This window comes from Micropruina sonneratiae, from assembly GCF_025972045.1.
Taxonomy (GTDB): domain Bacteria; phylum Actinomycetota; class Actinomycetes; order Propionibacteriales; family Propionibacteriaceae; genus Micropruina; species Micropruina sonneratiae.
Map to the genome: position 1 here is coordinate 133,014 of NZ_JAPDHX010000002.1, position 14,200 is coordinate 147,213.

Genomic DNA, 14,200 nt, shown 5'->3' on the forward strand with positions numbered 1-14,200 from the left:
GCCTGCGCCGCCGCTCCCGCGGTCAGGACGAACGCTCCCGCCAGGCGCCCTCCATCCGGCGGAACGACTCGAGCCGCTCGGCCGCCAGGCGTCCGTCGGCGACCGCCTCGTCCAGGGCGCACTCGGGGGCGCCGGCGCCGTGGGTGCAGCCGCGCGGGCAGTCGACGGTCAGCTCGGCGAGATCGGGGAACGCCGCGATGATCGAGTCGCGGGTGACGTGACTCAGCCCGAACGAGCGGACGCCGGGGGTGTCGATCACCCAGCCGGCGTGCTCGGGCAGCTCGAGAGCGATGGCTGAGGTGGACGTGTGCCGGCCACGTCCGGTGACCTCGTTGACCTCACCGGTGGCGCGCTCGACGCCCGGGATCAGGGCGTTGACCAGGGTCGACTTGCCGACCCCGGAGTGGCCGACCAGCACGCTGGTGCGGTCGGCCAGCAGGTCGCGCAGCTCGCTCAGGTCGGCGCCGGGCTGCACGGCGATCACCGGCAGGCCGAGCGGTTCGTAGGCCGCCAGCAGCTCGTCGGCCGGGGCCAGATCCTCCTTGGTCAGGCAGAGCACCGGGTCGAGACCGGCGTCGTAGGCGGCCACCAGGATGCGGTCGATCATGCCCGTCCGGGGCGGCGGGTCGGCCAGCGCCGTGACGATCACCAACTGGTCGGCGTTGGCGACGATGGGGCGCTCGTAGGGGTCGGTGTCGTCGGCCGTGCGGCGCAGCACCGTCTCGCGGGGGAGCACGTCGACGATCCGGGCCAGGGTGCCCTCCGCGCCGGACAGGTCCCCCACCAGCCGGACGCGGTCGCCGACGATCACCCCTTTGCGGCCCAGTGCGCGGGCCTTGGTGGCGGTGAGCGTCACGTCCCCCAGCAGGCAGCGGTAGCGTCCCCGGTCGATGGTGGTGACCATCCCCTGCAGCGCCTCGGAGTAGTCGGGCCGGTCCTTGGTGCGCGGCCGGGTGCGGCGCGGTGGGCGTCCGAAGCCGGCGTGATCGTCCTCGGTGATCGCACCGCGGCCCCGGGTGCTCACGCCACGCCCACCAGCGTGGCCCACAGGCCGGGGAAGTCGGGCAGCGTCTTGGTGGTGCAGTTCAGGTCGTCGAGGCTGAGCCCGTCGACCGCGAGGCTCAGCAGGGCGCCGGCGTGTGCCATCCGGTGATCGGCGCAGGTGTGGAAGACGCCGGCGCCCAAGGTGGCGGGCGCGATCCGCAACCCGTCGGCGGTCTGGGCGAGGCGTCCGCCCAACGCGTTGAGCTCGGTCTCGAGGGCGGCGAGCCGATCGGTCTCGTGGCCACGGACGTGCCCGACCCCGCGGATGCTGCCCGGTGCGTCGGCCAGGGCCAGCAGGGCAGCGGCGATGCAGGTCAGCTCGCTCGCCTCGGACAGGTCGAGCTCCGCGGCACTGACCCGGCCGGTTCCGGTGACGGTGACCTCGCCGGGTGAGCGGGTCACCTCGCCGCCCAACGCGGTCAGCACCGACAGCACGGTGTCGGCGGCCTGCACGGTGTGTTCGGGCCAGGCGGTGGTGACGCTGCCGCCGGCGACCAGCGGCGCGGCCAGGAAGGTCGCGGCGTTGATCAGGTCGGGCTCGATGGTGACGTCGCGGGCGCCGATCGGCCCGGGGGCGACGTGCCAGCGGTCCTGTCCCGGGGTGTTCTCGATCGTGACGCCACGTTCGCGCAGCATCGCCACGGTGAGCGCGATGTGCGGACGCGACGGCAGGGTGGCGCCGGTGTGTGCCAGGTCGAGACCCTCGGCGAACCGCGCGCCGGACAGCAGCAGCCCCGAGATGAACTGGCTCGACGCCGACGCGTCGATGCGCACGGTTCCCCCGCGCACGGCGCCTGCGCCGTGCACGATGAACGGCAGCGCCTCCGGGTGCTCGATCCGGACGCCGGCCTGCCGCAGTCCGTCCAGCAGCGGCGCGACCGGACGGAGCCGGGCCTCGGCGTCCCCGTCGAAGCGTGAGGGCCCCTGCGCCAGCGCCGCCAGCGGTGGCAGGAACCGCATCAGGGTGCCGGCCAGGCCGACTTCGATGTCGCCGGCGGTGAACGTGACCGGGGGAGTGACCCGGACCGTGTCGGGACCCAGGTCGGTGAACTGCGCGCCGAGGGTCTGCAGCGCGGCGCGCATCAGTCGGGTGTCGCGGGCGTCCAGCACACCGGTGAGGACGCTGGGCGCGTCGGCGAGCGCGGCCAGCAGGTAGCCGCGAGCGGTGGCCGACTTGGAGCCTGGCACCACCAGGGTGGCGCGCAGCGGTCCCGAGCGTGCCGGGGCCGCCGGCAGGGTCACTTCAGCGCGCCTTCTACGGACTTGGCAGCACGGTTGGCGACCTTCTTGGCCTCCTTGGCGGCCCGCTTGGTCTCCTTGGCGATGGTGGCCTGGGTGCGCCGTGCCTCACGGCCGAGGGCGGCCTTGGTGTGCTCGGCCTCGCGGCCCAGCGCGTCCGCCTTATACCTGGCCTTCCAGGCGAGGTTCGGCTGTCCCTCGGTGTCCTGCGCGGCCAGCAGCACACCGCCGGTCAGCGCGAGGTCGCGCAGGAAGGCGTCCTTGCCCGGGCCGTCGGAATCGTTGCCGCCGCCGAACGGGTTGCTGGCGAGCAGCTGCGGAACCATGCTGACCGCCAGGGCGGCCGCGCCGAACCGGCGGAAGATGCCGGTGGCCAGGCTCACCCCCCCGACGATCTGGGCGAGGCCGGTCAGCTTGACCAGGCCCTTGGCGTCCTCGGGCAGGTAGGCGGCCGCCTGGGGCGGCAGCGCGCTCTCGGCCAGCGGCAGGAACGTCTTGGCGAGCGGCTCGGTGGCCCCCACCAGGGGCTCGGGATCGCGCAGCGCCTTGACGCCGTTGACGACGAAGAAACTTGCCAGCATGGTGCGGGCGGCGAAACGCAGCAGACTCATGCTCTATGTCTAGCGCCTGGGGGGCTATTGTCCAAGCTGACCGGGGCTACTCTCACCCCTATGTGCGGACGCTACGCCGCCTCGGCGGACGCTGAACTGCTGGAGGAGATCTTCGTCATCGACGAGGTCGCCGGCCCGCTGCCGCCACCGCGCTGGAACATCGCCCCCACCGATGGGGTCGTCGCGGTGGTCGAACGGACGGCCCGGGACGCCCCCGATCAGGTCACCCGCAAGCTGGTCGAACTGCGGTGGGGACTGGTGCCGTCGTGGTCGAAGGACGCCCGTGGTGCGGCCCGGATGATCAACGCCCGCTTCGAGACCGTGGCCACCAAGCCGGCCTTTCGCAAGGCGCTCGCCGCCCGGCGCTGCCTGCTGCCGGCCGACGGCTACTACGAGTGGTACGAGCAGGTCGTCGACGAGGCACTGCCGAAGAGCCGGCGTCCGCCCAAACAGCCGTTCTTCATCCACCCGACCGACTCGTCTCTGCTGGCGATGGCCGGACTGTACGAGTTCTGGAAGAGCCCCGAGGGGGAATGGCTGTCCAGTTGCACGATCATCACCACCTCCGCGGCGGACGCGGTGGGCCATATCCACGACCGGATGCCGATGACCGTCCGCCCCGACCGTTGGGACGCCTGGCTCGACCCCTCGCTCGACCAGGGCGAGGCGGCGCTCGCTCTGCTGGACGTCCCGGGCGCCCAGCTCGAGGCCTACGCGGTCTCGCGGCTGGTCAGCACCGTCGGCAACGACGGGCCCGAGCTGGTGCTGCCGCTCGCCGAGGACTGACCTCGAATGGGGACGGTTCCTTTTCAGGCCACGCCTTCGCCGCCTTGCGGAGCCGACCGCCACCCCTTCCACCAGGGGCTTCACCGACCCTGAAGTTGGCCTGAAAAGGAACCGTCCCCATTTCAGGCCGGAGGCCCCCGGGAATAGCGGACGCCGCCGGTGGCGTTCTCCAGGCGTGATGAGCTCAGTCGGCACCACCGAGGTCCTGGTTCGTCCGGCTGCCCGGCTGGCCGACCCGCTACTCTCGTATGCGATGACCATCCCTGCAGCTGACGAGGAAGCCGCGGTCGACCCCGCCACCGAGACCGAGGCCGAGCGCAGCGCGCGCTTCGAACGCGACGCGATGCAGTACCTGGACCAGCTCTACGGGGCCGCGCTGCGGATGACCCGCAACCCGGCCGACGCCGAAGACCTGGTGCAGGACACCTACGTCAAGGCCTTCGCCTCGTTCCACCAGTTCACGCCCGGCACCAACCTCAAGGCGTGGCTGTATCGCATCCTGACCAACAGCTACATCAACACCTACCGCAAGAGGCAGCGGCAGCCGCAGACGTCGGGCGGCGACCAGCTCGAGGACTGGCAGTTGGCGCGTGCCGAGGCGCACACGTCGGACGGGCTGCGCACCGCCGAGATGGACGCCCTGGACCGGATGCCCGACTCGGCCGTCACCGAGGCGATGAACAACCTGTCGCCGGACTTCCGGCTGGCCGTCTATCTCGCCGACGTGGAGGGTTTCTCCTACAAGGAGATCGCCGAGATCATGGGCACGCCGATCGGCACTGTGATGTCGAGGCTCAACCGCGGCCGCAACCAGTTGCGGGCGGCGCTGGCCGACTTCGCCCGTGAGAACGGCCTGGGCAGGCGGGGAGGTGACGAGCGGTGAGCGGACCCGACTGCCGGACCGCCCTGGCCAAGCTCTACCAGTTCCTCGACCACGAGTTGGCCGATGCCGACGCCGACACCATTCGCGCCCACCTGGACGCCTGCGAGCCATGCCTGGAGGAGTTCGGGGTGGAGGAGCACATCCGGGCGCTGGTCAAGCGCTGCTGCGGCGCGCCGCGCGCGCCGGAGACGCTGCGCGTCCGGATCACCCAGGTGACGACCACCACGGTGATCGTCCGCAAGGCCGACTGACCCACTCGGCTCGGACGCCTCGGGCGTCCGGACAGCACAGGGCCCCGGTCACCGCAAGGTGCCGGGGCCGTTTCGTCGCAGGTCAGGCGTTGGGGCGCTTGCCGTGATTCGCCTTGTTCCTCCTGCGGGAGCGGCGCTTGCGTCCACCCTTACCCATGTCGTCTCCTGTCGTCGTCCTGCTCGCTGGCGCGCGTCGGCGCGGTTGTCCATTCTGCCATAGGGTGGCTGCCATGCTGACGATGGCCGAGGTGGTCGCCGCGCACACCGAGCTGCACGCCGCCGAGGTCGCCTGGCTGGAGCATCTGGTGGCCGAGTGGCACCTGCTGGCGGACCTGGCGTTCTCCGACCTCATCCTGTGGGTGCCCGACGTCGACGACAACGTGTTCTGGGCGTGCGCCCAGGTGCGTCCCACCACGGGGCCCACCGCGCTCGAGGACGACGTGGTCGGCGAGGACGTCTCCTACGACCCCGAGCACCTCGTCACCGAGGCATACCTGTCGCGGCAGATCACCCAGACCAGCAACAACCAGTTGAACTCGGGCATCCCGGTGGACGTGCACGCCATCCCGGTCGTGCTGCAGGGCCGGGTGATCGGCATCGTCGAGGCGCACACCAACCAGATGGGGGTGCGGGCGCCGGGCGCGCTCGAGGACGCCTACCTCGAGGCCGCGAACGTGCTGGCCGGCATGGTGCACCGGGCGGAGTTCCCGACCGGGGGCGACAAGTCCGTGCCCTGGGTGTCGCCGCGGGTGGGCGACGGGGCGATCCGGGTGAAGCCGTCCGGCTTGGTCAGCTACGCCAGCCCCAACGCGGTGAGCGCCTACCGGCGCCTCGGTCTGGTCTTCGACCTCGAGGGCGAAGACCTCGCCGCGGTGACCATGAACCTGCTGCGCGACCGGGCGCCGGTGGAGATGTCGCTCACTAACGTGCTGCGCGGACGCGGTCCGCGCGAGGTGGAGGTCGAGACGCCCGAGGTGCAACTGCGGTTGCGGATCATCAACCTCAACGATGAGTCCGGGCCGAGCGGGCAACTGGTGCTGTGCCGCGACACCACCGAGTTGCGCAGCCGGGAACGCCAACTGGTCACCAAGGACGCGACGATCCGGGAGATCCACCACCGCGTCAAGAACAACCTGCAGACGGTCGCCGCCCTGCTGCGGCTGCAGGCCCGGCGCATCTCGTCCCCCGAGGCGAAGGGTGCCCTGACCGACGCGATGAAACGGGTCGGTGCAATCGCCGTGGTCCACGAGATCCTGTCCCAGGCGTTCGACGCGTCGGTGAAGTTCGACGACGTGGCCGACCGGCTGCTGCGCATGGTCGTGGACGTCGCGGCCACCGGAAGCCCGGTCCAGCTGCGTCGTGAGGGGACCTTCGGGTTCGTTCCCGCCGATGTGGCGACCAGCCTGTCGCTGGTGCTCACCGAACTGTGCCAGAACGCCATCGAGCACGGCCTGGGCCTGGCGGGGGGCGTGGTCTGGGTCATTCCGAAGCAGTCGGAGGGCCGGCTGGTCACCGAGGTGACCAACGCGGGCGCGCCGCTGCCGCCGGGGTTCACGCTGGGGACGTCCAACAGCCTCGGGCTGTCGATCGTGACCACCCTGGTCGACGACCTGGGCGGCGAGTTCTCGCTGACCACCTCCGACTCGGGGGTCGGGACGGTGGCGCGGGTACTGATCCCGCTGGCCTGAGCGGACCGTCCGGTGATCGGACGGGGAGTGGCCTGAAAAGGAACCGTCCCCATTTCAGGCCGGCTCGGGCCGGACCGTGCGGAGGGAACCGGCTCAGCCGGCGCGAACCCGGGAGCGGGCAGCGCGACGCTTGAGCGCGCGGCGCTCGTCCTCACTCAGGCCGCCCCAGACGCCGTGATCCTGGCCGGCGTCCAGTGCCCACTGCAGGCAGGCCTCCCGGACGTCGCAGCGTTTGCACACCTTCTTGGCCTCCTGAATCTGCATCAGGGCCGGGCCGGTGTTGCCCACCGGAAAGAACAACTCCGGGTCCTCGGTGAGGCAGGCAGCGCGATGGCGCCAATCCATGCGGTTTCCAACTCCTTCTTGGGGAAGATCTAGGGTCGTGCCATGCAGGGCGGGGGCGCCACGAGTTTCATCCGGCACGTGAGTCTACGTCACAAGCCTGCCCATCCTAGGTGCTGAGAACAAGGCTTTCGCCATCAGATGAACTCATTCCCACGACGACGTGGCCACAACGCCCATTCGCCTACCGGTGGTTTACCGTGGTCGGATGCTACAGAACCGCCCCCCGTGGCTCGTGGTGGCGGTCGCCGCCACCGGTGCGCTCGGACTGGTGTTCCTGACCTTCGCGGGCATCAGCGCGGCGGGCGGGCACGGCCTGTTCAGTCTGCAGATCGGCTTTCTGCTGGCCCTGTACGGGCTGCTGCTGATCGGCTCGGCGGTGGGCGTGTGGCTGCTGCGGATGTGGGCGAGGGGACCGTTGGTCGCGCTCACCCTGATGGCGGGCTTCGGCTTCGGTGAGTACCTGCTCGACCAGCCGTGGATGTGGCTGCTGGTGCTGCTGTGCCTGGCGGCGGTGGTGGGGGCGGTGCTGCCCAGCACCACCCGGGCGCTGCAGCAGGTCAGGTCAGCCGACCGGCACCGGCGGCAGGCCGGGCGACGAACAGCGGCGGAGCCTTCCGACCCGAATCGGTGAACGCCGCCGTCACCTCCGTGCCGATCGCGTCCAGCTGCCCGGTCTCGGCCAGCACGAGCACGCAGCCGCCGAAGCCGCCACCGGTCATCCGGGCACCAGCGGCACCCTGGGCGAGGGCGACCTCGACCGTAAGGTCCACCGACGCCTCGGTGATCTCGTAGTCGGCGCGCATCGACGCGTGGGACGCCGTCATCAGCTCGCCGAGGGCGCGGAAGTCGTCCTCGCGCAGCGCCGTACAGGCCTCGAGCACCCGGGCGTCCTCGGTCACCACGTGGCGCGCCCGCCGCACCAGCCGTTCATCGCCGAGGGCCTCCAGTCGCTCGTCGAGCCCTTCGACGGACACGTCCCGCAGGGCCGGGACGCCGAGCAGTTCGGCCGCCCGTTCGCAGTCCGCCCGGCGGGTGGCGTACTCGCCGTCGGCGTGACTGTGCCTGGTGAGGGTGTCGACCACCAGCACGGCGTAGCCGTGGGCGGCGGGGTCGAACGGCACCTGCTCCACCTCCAGCGAGCGGCAGTCGAGGAACAGCGCGCGTCCCTCCTCGCACAGCGTGGAGGCGGCTTGGTCCATCAGACCCGTCGGGGCGCCGACGTAGGCGTTCTCGGTCACCCGGGCGAGTTTGGCGCGCTGCATCGGTTCGATGCCCAGGTCGTACAGGTCGTTCAGCGCCGAGACCAACACGCACTCGATCGCCGCCGAAGACGACAACCCGGCCCCGATCGGGACATCGGAGGCCAGCGCCAGGTCGGCGCCGCCCACCGTGTGCCCCGCCTCACGCATTGCCCAGAACACCCCGGCCAGGTAGGAGTGCCAACCGGCGTTGCCGGGAGACAGCTCGGCCAGCGCGTACTCGACGGTCTCGCCCAGATCGACCGACACGATCCGGATGCGGCCGTCGCCGCGGCGTCCGGCGGCCAGATAGGCGGCCTGCGGCAGCGCGAAGGGCAGTACGAACCCGTCGTTGTAGTCGGTGTGCTCGCCGATCAGGTTGATCCGGCCGGGTGCCCGCCAGATCCCTTCGGGCTCGGTGCCGGTCAGGCCTCGATAGGCGTCGAGGACGGCCAGGTCCAGGTTCACCAGGAACTCCTTGTCGGTGAGGGTCGATGAGGGCCGGCGGCACACCGCGGTCGCCGGCTCAGTCGGCCAGCGCACGCTCGAGCAGTTCGTCCTGTTGCATGCGATGGATCTTCAGCGAACCCACCGACGGCGCGGACGCCGCGGGCCTGGTCACCGGAGTCATCCGCAGCTGGTAGCCGGGCAGGAAGGCCGCCACCGCCTGCGGGAGGTGGGCCTCCATGAACCACCACGGACCCTGGTTCTCCGGCTCGTCCTGGACGAAGCGGACGTCGGCGTCCCGCGGGTACTCGGCCAGTTGCGCGGCCAGCTCCTTGGCGGGCAGGGGATAGAGCCGCTCCAGCGACAGGATCGCCACCGACCCCTCCAGGCCCGCCTCGGCACGCGCCGTGACCAGATCCCAGCGGATCTTGCCGGAGCAGATCAGGATCTTCGTCACCTTCGACCGGTCGGTGATCGTCGGATCACCCGTCGCCGGCTCCCAGCGACCGTGCGTGAAGTCGCTGGGCTGGGACGCCGCCTGCTTGCTGCGCAGCATCGACTTCGGCGTGGCGATGACCACCGGCCGGTGCCAGTTGACGTAGGCGTGGGTGCGCAACAGGTGGAAGTAGCTGGCCGGGGTGGACGGCTGGCACACCGCCAACGCCCCCTCGTGGCACAACTGCAGCCAGCGCTCGATCCGGGCCGACGAGTGGTCGGGGCCCTGGCCCTCGTAGCCGTGCGGCAGCATCAGCACCACCCCCGACTTCTGCGTCCACTTGGCGTTGCCCGAGGCGATGAACTCGTCAGTCACGACCTGCGCGCCGTTGGCGAAGTCACCGAACTGGGCCTCCCAGCACACCAGCGCGTCCGGGGCGGCCACCGAGTAGCCGTACTCGAAGCCCATCGCCGCGTACTCGCTGAGCAACGAGTCGTAGACGTAGAAGGTGCCCTGGTCGGGGCCGAGGTGGTTCAGCGGCACATAGGCCTCGGCGGTGTTGCGGTCGATCACGGTCGCGAACCGCTGCACGAAGGTGCCGCGTCGGGTGTCCTGGCCGACCAGTCGCACGGGGCGTCCCTCGAGCAGCAGCGAGCCGAACGCGAGCAACTCGCCGGTCGCCCAGTCGATCGGACCGTTGCGGATGCCGTCGGCGCGTCGCTGCAGCTGCGGACGCACCTTGGGGTGCACGGTGAAGCCGTCCGGGGTGGTCTCGTGCGCGCGGGCCACCTTCTCGAGCACCTCGGCGGTGATGGCGGTGCCCTGCGTCTTGCCGAGCTTGGGCGGGTAGTAGGGCACCTTGCGGTAGCTCTCGTCCTCTTCGGCGTCCTCACGGGCCTTCTTGAACACCCTCTCCAAGCCGTCACGGAACCGGGTGAGCACCGCCTCGGCGTCCTCGGTGCTGATGTCGCCGCGGCCGATGAGGGCCTCGGTGTACAGCTTGCGGACGCTGCGCTTCTGCTCGATCAGGTCGTACATGCGCGGCTGGGTGAAGCTGGGGTCGTCGCCCTCGTTGTGGCCGCGCCGCCGGTAGCAGATCACGTCCAGGACGACGTCCTTGTTGAACCGCTGGCGGTACTCGAAGGCGAGCTGCGCGACCCGGGCGACCGCCTCGGGGTCGTCGCCGTTGACGTGGAAGATCGGCGCCTGGATGGTCTTGGCCACGTCGGTGCAGTACACCGAGGTGCGCGAATCCAGCGGGGCGGTGGTGAAACCGACCTGGTTGTTGACCACCACGTGCACGGTGCCGCCGGTGCGGTAGGGCCGCAGTTGGCTCATCTGCAGCGTCTCGTAGACGACGCCCTGGCCGGCGAACGAGGCGTCGCCGTGCAGCAGGATGGGCAGCACCGGGTAGCCCTGCGGGGCGCCGAGCTGGTCGAGCTTGGCACGGGCGATGCCCTCGACCACCGGGTCGACCGCCTCGAGATGACTCGGGTTGGCGGCCACCGACGTCTTGATCGTCTTGCCGGACAGGGCGGTGAACTGGCCCTCGGCGCCCAGGTGGTACTTCACGTCGCCGGTGCCCTGGGCCAGCCGCGGGTCGACGTTGCCCTCGAACTCCTTGAAGATCTGGCCGTAGCTCTTGCCTACGATGTTGGCCAGCACGTTGAGCCGGCCGCGGTGCGGCATGCCGATCACGACCTCGTCGAGGTCGGAGTTGGCGGCGGCGTCACACAGCTCGTCCAGCAGCACGATGGTGGATTCGCCACCCTCGAGGCTGAACCGCTTCTGGCCGACGAACTTCGTCTGCAGGAAGGTCTCGAAGATCTCCGCCTCGTTGAGCCGGTCGAGGATGCGCAGGTGCTCCTCGCGCGGCCACGGGGCGTGCGCCACCTCGACCCGCTTCTGGATCCAGGCGCGCTGTTCGTTGTCCTGGATGTGCATGTACTCAATGCCGACGCTGCGGCAGTACGACCCGCGCAGGGTGCTGAGGATGTCGCGCAGCGGCATCACCTCGCCGTCGTGGCCGCCGAAGTTGCCGACGGGGAACTCCCGGTCCAGATCCCACAGGGTGAGCCCGTGGTACTCCAGCGTCAGTTCGGGGTGCGAACGCTGCCGGTACTCCAGCGGGTCGATGTCGGCCATCAGGTGGCCCCACTGCCGGTAGGCGGCGATCAGCGAGAACACCCGGGCCGACTTCGGGATCTGGCCGGGACGCTCGGCGCTGACGTCCTGCGCCCAGCGGATCGGGGCGTAGGGGATGCGGAGCGAGGCGAAGATGTCGTCGTAGAACCCGTGCTTGCCGAGCAGCAGCTCGTGGATGACCTTGAGGAACTCGCCCGATTGGGCGCCCTGGATGATCCGGTGATCGTAGGTCGAGGTGAGAGTGGTCACCTTCGACACCCCCGCCTCGTTGATCCGCCGCATCGAGGCGCCCTGGAACTCCGGCGGGTAGTCGATCGAGCCGACGCCGAGGATCAGGCCCTGTCCGGCCATCAGGCGCGGCACCGAGTGGCTGGTGCCGATGCCGCCGGGGTTGGTGAGGGTCGCGGTGGTGCCCTGGAAGTCGGACACCTCGAGCTTGCCGGCCCGCGCCTTGCGCACCACGGCCTCGTAGGCCGCCCAGAACTGCCCGAAGTTGAGATCCTCGCAGCCCTTGATGTTGGGAACGAGCAGCTGCCGGCCGCCGTCGGGCCGCGGCAGGTCGATGGCCAGGCCCAGGTTGATCGTGTTGGGCTCGACCAGGAAGGGCTTGCCGTCGGCCTCCTCGTAGGCGTTGTTCATCGCCGGCACCTGCTTCAGCGCCTGGATCATGGCGAAGCCGATCAGGTGCGTGAACGAGATCTTTCCGCCGGTGGTGCGGGCGAGGTGCGAGTTGACCATCTGGCGCTGGTCGATGGCCAGTTTCATCGGCACGTTGCGCACCGAGGTGGCCGTCGGCATCGCCAGCGAGGCGTCCATGTTGCGGGCGGTGCGCATCGGCGCACCCTTGAGCTGGGTCCGCGTGGGCTCGCTGGCCGCCTCGCGCCGCACCCTGAGGCTCGGCCGGTTGGCCGACAGCCCCATGCCCGAACCGGGGGACTCCGGGGCCAGGTCGTGCCGGGCGCCCGCGCTCGACTCGACCCGGGCGGGCTTGCCGGCAGCCTCGTCGCCGGCCGGTTTGGCGGCCGGGGCGGCCGGACGGCTCGTCGTCGAACGCGGCTTGGTGTCGGCCACCACCGAGTAGGAATCCCGCGCGTTGTCCCGCTTCGGCGTAGTGGCCCCGTTCTTGGACTGTTCGGCCTTGGACTGTTCGGCCTTCACCGGCCCTGCCTTGGCGTCGGGCTTGGCAGCCGGCTTGGCGACGTCGGGCTCGGTGTCCGGCGCAGTCTTCGCCGGGGCGTCGGAAGCTGACAGCGACGCTCCGGACGCCGTGGGCGCAGCGGCACCCTCGGCGCCGCCTTCGCGTTCTGCGAAGAACTCCTGCCAGCGTCCGTCCACCGACGCGGGATCGTCGCGGTAGGCCTGGTACATCTCTTCGATCAACCAGTCGTTGGCACCGAATTCATCAGATTGGTTGTCCGCCGTCAGATTCTCGGGCGCGAGGACCACGATCGCCTTCTTCCGTGTTCGTGGCAGGCGGCAACGCCTGCTGGTGTTCGATGCTACTAACACTCGGCGGGGCGTGGTACCGGACCATGCCGTGGGACTGACAGGTCACGGAATCTCACCGCACGGCGTAGCCGCCGCCCTCGACCTGTTCCGGTAGGACGCCGGCGGCACCCCCACCAGGGCGGTGAAGTCGCGGGCGAACTGGCTCTGGTCGTACCAGCCGAGCCGGGCGGCCAGCGCGGCGATGGTGTCGGTCGTGCCGGCGTCCAGCGCCTCGACGGCGTCGTGCATGCGGTGCCGGCGGATGAGCCACTTGGGGCTGACGCCCACATAGTGCCGCACGAGTCGCTGCAGCGCCCGGACCGAGCAGTCGCAGCGCTCGGCCAGGTCGTCCACCCGGGTGACGTCGACGGCCAGCGCAGTCGCCAGCACCGTCCGCAGGGCCGCGGGGATCGGCTCGGCCGATCCGGCGTGGCCCTCCAGGTAGCCGCACAGTGCGGCGGCGGACGCCTCGGCGTCCAGTTCGAGACGAGACAGCGTGGTGGTGCCGGGCAGCAACTCCGCCGCGGGCAGCACCCGATCGGTGAGCCGATCGGATCCCACCCCGGACCAGGCGGTGAAGCCACCCGGCCGGAACTTCACCCCGACCGTGCCACCCGTGCCCGTCAGGGTGACGTCGAAGCGGCCGGTCACCACCCCGGTCAGCCGGACGCCGTCGCCCCGGACGCCGCTACGTGCCAACCCGCCGCGCTCGAAGGTCAGCGACACGCTGGGGTGGGGGATGAGTTGGGTGGTCTGCGACGTCTCGTCGGGCAGTGCCCAGTTGGTCGACCAGAGCCGCTCGACCCAGGCGGCCGCGGCCCCGGTCGGCGCCACCTCGGCGAACCGGACGTGGCGTGAGAACTCCTCCGGACGCAGCAGGCCGGGACTGGCCGGAAGCCGTGCTGTCGTGTTTGTCCTAGGCGGCATGGCGCAAGCGTACGAAGCTCGACCGACAACGACAGCCGGCGCGGCGAACGCTCGCCGGCGGGGGCAAGGAGGAATGACATGACGACGAACCCGGCCACCTTGGCCATGGTCACCGTCGACTGCGCCGACCCGGGCCGCGAAGCCGAGTTCTGGGCGGCCGTGCTGGGCGGCGAGGTCGGTTACTCCGACGAGAACTACGGTCTGGTCACCCATGGCGGCGGTCAGCGGCTCGGCTTCGGCCGGGTCGAGGGGTGGACGCCGCCGGGCTGGCCGAACGAGGGCGGCAGCAAGCAGTTCCACCTCGACCTGGCGGTGGACGACCTAGCGGAGGCCGAGGCAACGATGCTCGGCCTGGGCGCCACCCGACCCGACGACCAGCCGGACGAGGGCTGGACGGTGCTACTCGATCCGGACGGGCATCCGTTCTGCCTGACCAAGGCGGCCAACTGGAACTGACACAATGAGAAACGCCTGGAAACCGCATGGTTTCCAGGCGTTTCGCCGTGGGCGCCCCCGGCAGGATTCGAACCTGCGCACCCGCCTCCGGAGGGCGGCGCTCTATCCCCTGAGCTACGGGGGCCCGGGTCATCGGACCGGCCTCGACTGTAGCGCATCGGCGGCGTGGGGATCGAATCGCGCACGGCGTCCAGCCCACGGAGGAGGCGCACCGGT

At 70.6% G+C, this 14,200-nt stretch carries 14 protein-coding genes and 1 tRNA gene; 6 read left to right on the forward strand and 9 right to left on the reverse strand.

The features are described 5' to 3' along the window. Positions 1-22 precede the first annotated feature (22 nt). Genes rsgA through OIE40_RS05715 form a run of 3 tightly spaced genes read right to left on the reverse strand, consistent with a single transcriptional unit; the run spans position 23 to position 2,894 of the window. Positions 23-1,024 (reverse strand): ribosome small subunit-dependent GTPase A, encoded by a 1,002-nt coding sequence (gene rsgA / locus OIE40_RS05705; RefSeq protein ID WP_264700913.1) that lies wholly within the window; start codon positions 1,022-1,024, stop codon positions 23-25. Then, positions 1,021-2,286 (reverse strand): 3-phosphoshikimate 1-carboxyvinyltransferase, encoded by a 1,266-nt coding sequence (aroA, locus tag OIE40_RS05710; RefSeq protein WP_264700915.1) that lies wholly within the window; start codon positions 2,284-2,286, stop codon positions 1,021-1,023. The genes rsgA and aroA overlap by 4 nt, the downstream gene beginning before the upstream one ends. Next, positions 2,283-2,894, reverse strand: coding sequence for a DoxX family protein (locus OIE40_RS05715; protein WP_264700917.1), 612 nt, complete (start codon positions 2,892-2,894; stop codon positions 2,283-2,285). Before OIE40_RS05715 ends, aroA begins: the two co-directional genes overlap by 4 nt. A 60-nt stretch (positions 2,895-2,954) precedes the next feature. On the opposite strand from OIE40_RS05715, the gene OIE40_RS05720 reads away from it, so the two are divergent. The 3 genes from OIE40_RS05720 (at position 2,955) to rsrA (ending at position 4,814) form a co-directional block, all read left to right on the forward strand. Continuing rightward, positions 2,955-3,680, forward strand: a complete 726-nt coding sequence (locus OIE40_RS05720) for an SOS response-associated peptidase (RefSeq protein ID WP_264700919.1) — start codon at positions 2,955-2,957, stop codon at positions 3,678-3,680. A gap of 253 nt (positions 3,681-3,933) precedes the next feature. Then, positions 3,934-4,563 carry a sigma-70 family RNA polymerase sigma factor gene (locus OIE40_RS05725; RefSeq protein WP_264700921.1) on the forward strand — a complete coding sequence of 210 codons (630 nt, stop codon included), beginning with the start codon at positions 3,934-3,936 and terminating at the stop codon, positions 4,561-4,563. Continuing rightward, complete coding sequence (gene rsrA, locus OIE40_RS05730; RefSeq protein WP_264700923.1) at positions 4,560-4,814, forward strand: mycothiol system anti-sigma-R factor; 255 nt, start codon at positions 4,560-4,562, stop codon at positions 4,812-4,814. The genes OIE40_RS05725 and rsrA overlap by 4 nt, the downstream gene beginning before the upstream one ends. Before the next feature lie 82 nt (positions 4,815-4,896). Here the strand turns inward: rsrA and OIE40_RS17000 are convergent, their stop codons facing one another. Continuing rightward, complete coding sequence (locus tag OIE40_RS17000) at positions 4,897-4,971, reverse strand: 50S ribosomal protein bL37 (RefSeq protein WP_413774476.1); 75 nt, start codon at positions 4,969-4,971, stop codon at positions 4,897-4,899. A 73-nt stretch (positions 4,972-5,044) separates the two neighbouring features. Between OIE40_RS17000 and OIE40_RS05735 the strand changes: the two genes are divergently transcribed. Beyond that, a complete protein-coding gene (locus tag OIE40_RS05735) occupies positions 5,045-6,502 on the forward strand; it encodes a sensor histidine kinase (protein ID WP_264700925.1) in 1,458 nt (485 codons plus the stop codon). Positions 6,503-6,595: 93 nt separating this feature from the next. Here OIE40_RS05735 and OIE40_RS05740 read toward each other — a convergent pair whose 3' ends face one another. Next, positions 6,596-6,847, reverse strand: coding sequence for a WhiB family transcriptional regulator (locus OIE40_RS05740; protein ID WP_264700926.1), 252 nt, complete (start codon positions 6,845-6,847; stop codon positions 6,596-6,598). A gap of 205 nt (positions 6,848-7,052) precedes the next feature. On the opposite strand from OIE40_RS05740, the gene OIE40_RS05745 reads away from it, so the two are divergent. Beyond that, entirely contained in the window at positions 7,053-7,478 is a 426-nt protein-coding gene (locus OIE40_RS05745) for a hypothetical protein (RefSeq protein WP_264700927.1), read from the forward strand. On the opposite strand, the gene galK is transcribed toward OIE40_RS05745, so the two are convergent. The 3 genes from galK to OIE40_RS05760 form a co-directional block, all read right to left on the reverse strand. Further along, the gene (galK, locus tag OIE40_RS05750; RefSeq protein ID WP_264700928.1) at positions 7,405-8,628 is read right to left on the reverse strand and encodes a galactokinase; all 1,224 of its coding nucleotides are present in this window, start codon (positions 8,626-8,628) and stop codon (positions 7,405-7,407) included. The genes OIE40_RS05745 and galK overlap by 74 nt on opposite strands. Next, positions 8,612-12,559 (reverse strand): multifunctional oxoglutarate decarboxylase/oxoglutarate dehydrogenase thiamine pyrophosphate-binding subunit/dihydrolipoyllysine-residue succinyltransferase subunit, encoded by a 3,948-nt coding sequence (locus OIE40_RS05755; protein WP_264700929.1) that lies wholly within the window; start codon positions 12,557-12,559, stop codon positions 8,612-8,614. The genes galK and OIE40_RS05755 overlap by 17 nt, the downstream gene beginning before the upstream one ends. A gap of 105 nt (positions 12,560-12,664) precedes the next feature. Next, complete coding sequence (locus OIE40_RS05760) at positions 12,665-13,528, reverse strand: helix-turn-helix domain-containing protein (RefSeq protein ID WP_264700930.1); 864 nt, start codon at positions 13,526-13,528, stop codon at positions 12,665-12,667. A gap of 78 nt (positions 13,529-13,606) precedes the next feature. On the opposite strand from OIE40_RS05760, the gene OIE40_RS05765 reads away from it, so the two are divergent. After that, positions 13,607-13,984 carry a VOC family protein gene (locus OIE40_RS05765; protein WP_264700931.1) on the forward strand — a complete coding sequence of 126 codons (378 nt, stop codon included), beginning with the start codon at positions 13,607-13,609 and terminating at the stop codon, positions 13,982-13,984. Between the two features lie 52 nt (positions 13,985-14,036). Here the strand turns inward: OIE40_RS05765 and OIE40_RS05770 are convergent. After that, positions 14,037-14,108 (reverse strand) — tRNA-Arg (locus OIE40_RS05770). Between the last annotated feature and the right edge of the window lie 92 nt (positions 14,109-14,200).

Excerpts from the sequence above, each read along its gene's own strand:
- OIE40_RS05715 (WP_264700917.1), bottom strand. The coding sequence starts at position 2,894 with ATGAGTCTGCTGCGTTTCGCCGCCCGCACCATGCTGGCAAGTTTCTTC.
- OIE40_RS05720 (WP_264700919.1), top strand. The coding sequence starts at position 2,955 with ATGTGCGGACGCTACGCCGCCTCGGCGGACGCTGAACTGCTGGAGGAG.
- OIE40_RS05725 (WP_264700921.1), top strand. The coding sequence starts at position 3,934 with ATGACCATCCCTGCAGCTGACGAGGAAGCCGCGGTCGACCCCGCCACC.
- OIE40_RS05735 (WP_264700925.1), top strand. The coding sequence starts at position 5,045 with ATGCTGACGATGGCCGAGGTGGTCGCCGCGCACACCGAGCTGCACGCC.
- OIE40_RS05740 (WP_264700926.1), bottom strand. The coding sequence starts at position 6,847 with ATGGATTGGCGCCATCGCGCTGCCTGCCTCACCGAGGACCCGGAGTTG.
- OIE40_RS05745 (WP_264700927.1), top strand. The coding sequence starts at position 7,053 with ATGCTACAGAACCGCCCCCCGTGGCTCGTGGTGGCGGTCGCCGCCACC.
- OIE40_RS05760 (WP_264700930.1), bottom strand. The coding sequence starts at position 13,528 with ATGCCGCCTAGGACAAACACGACAGCACGGCTTCCGGCCAGTCCCGGC.
- OIE40_RS05765 (WP_264700931.1), top strand. The coding sequence starts at position 13,607 with ATGACGACGAACCCGGCCACCTTGGCCATGGTCACCGTCGACTGCGCC.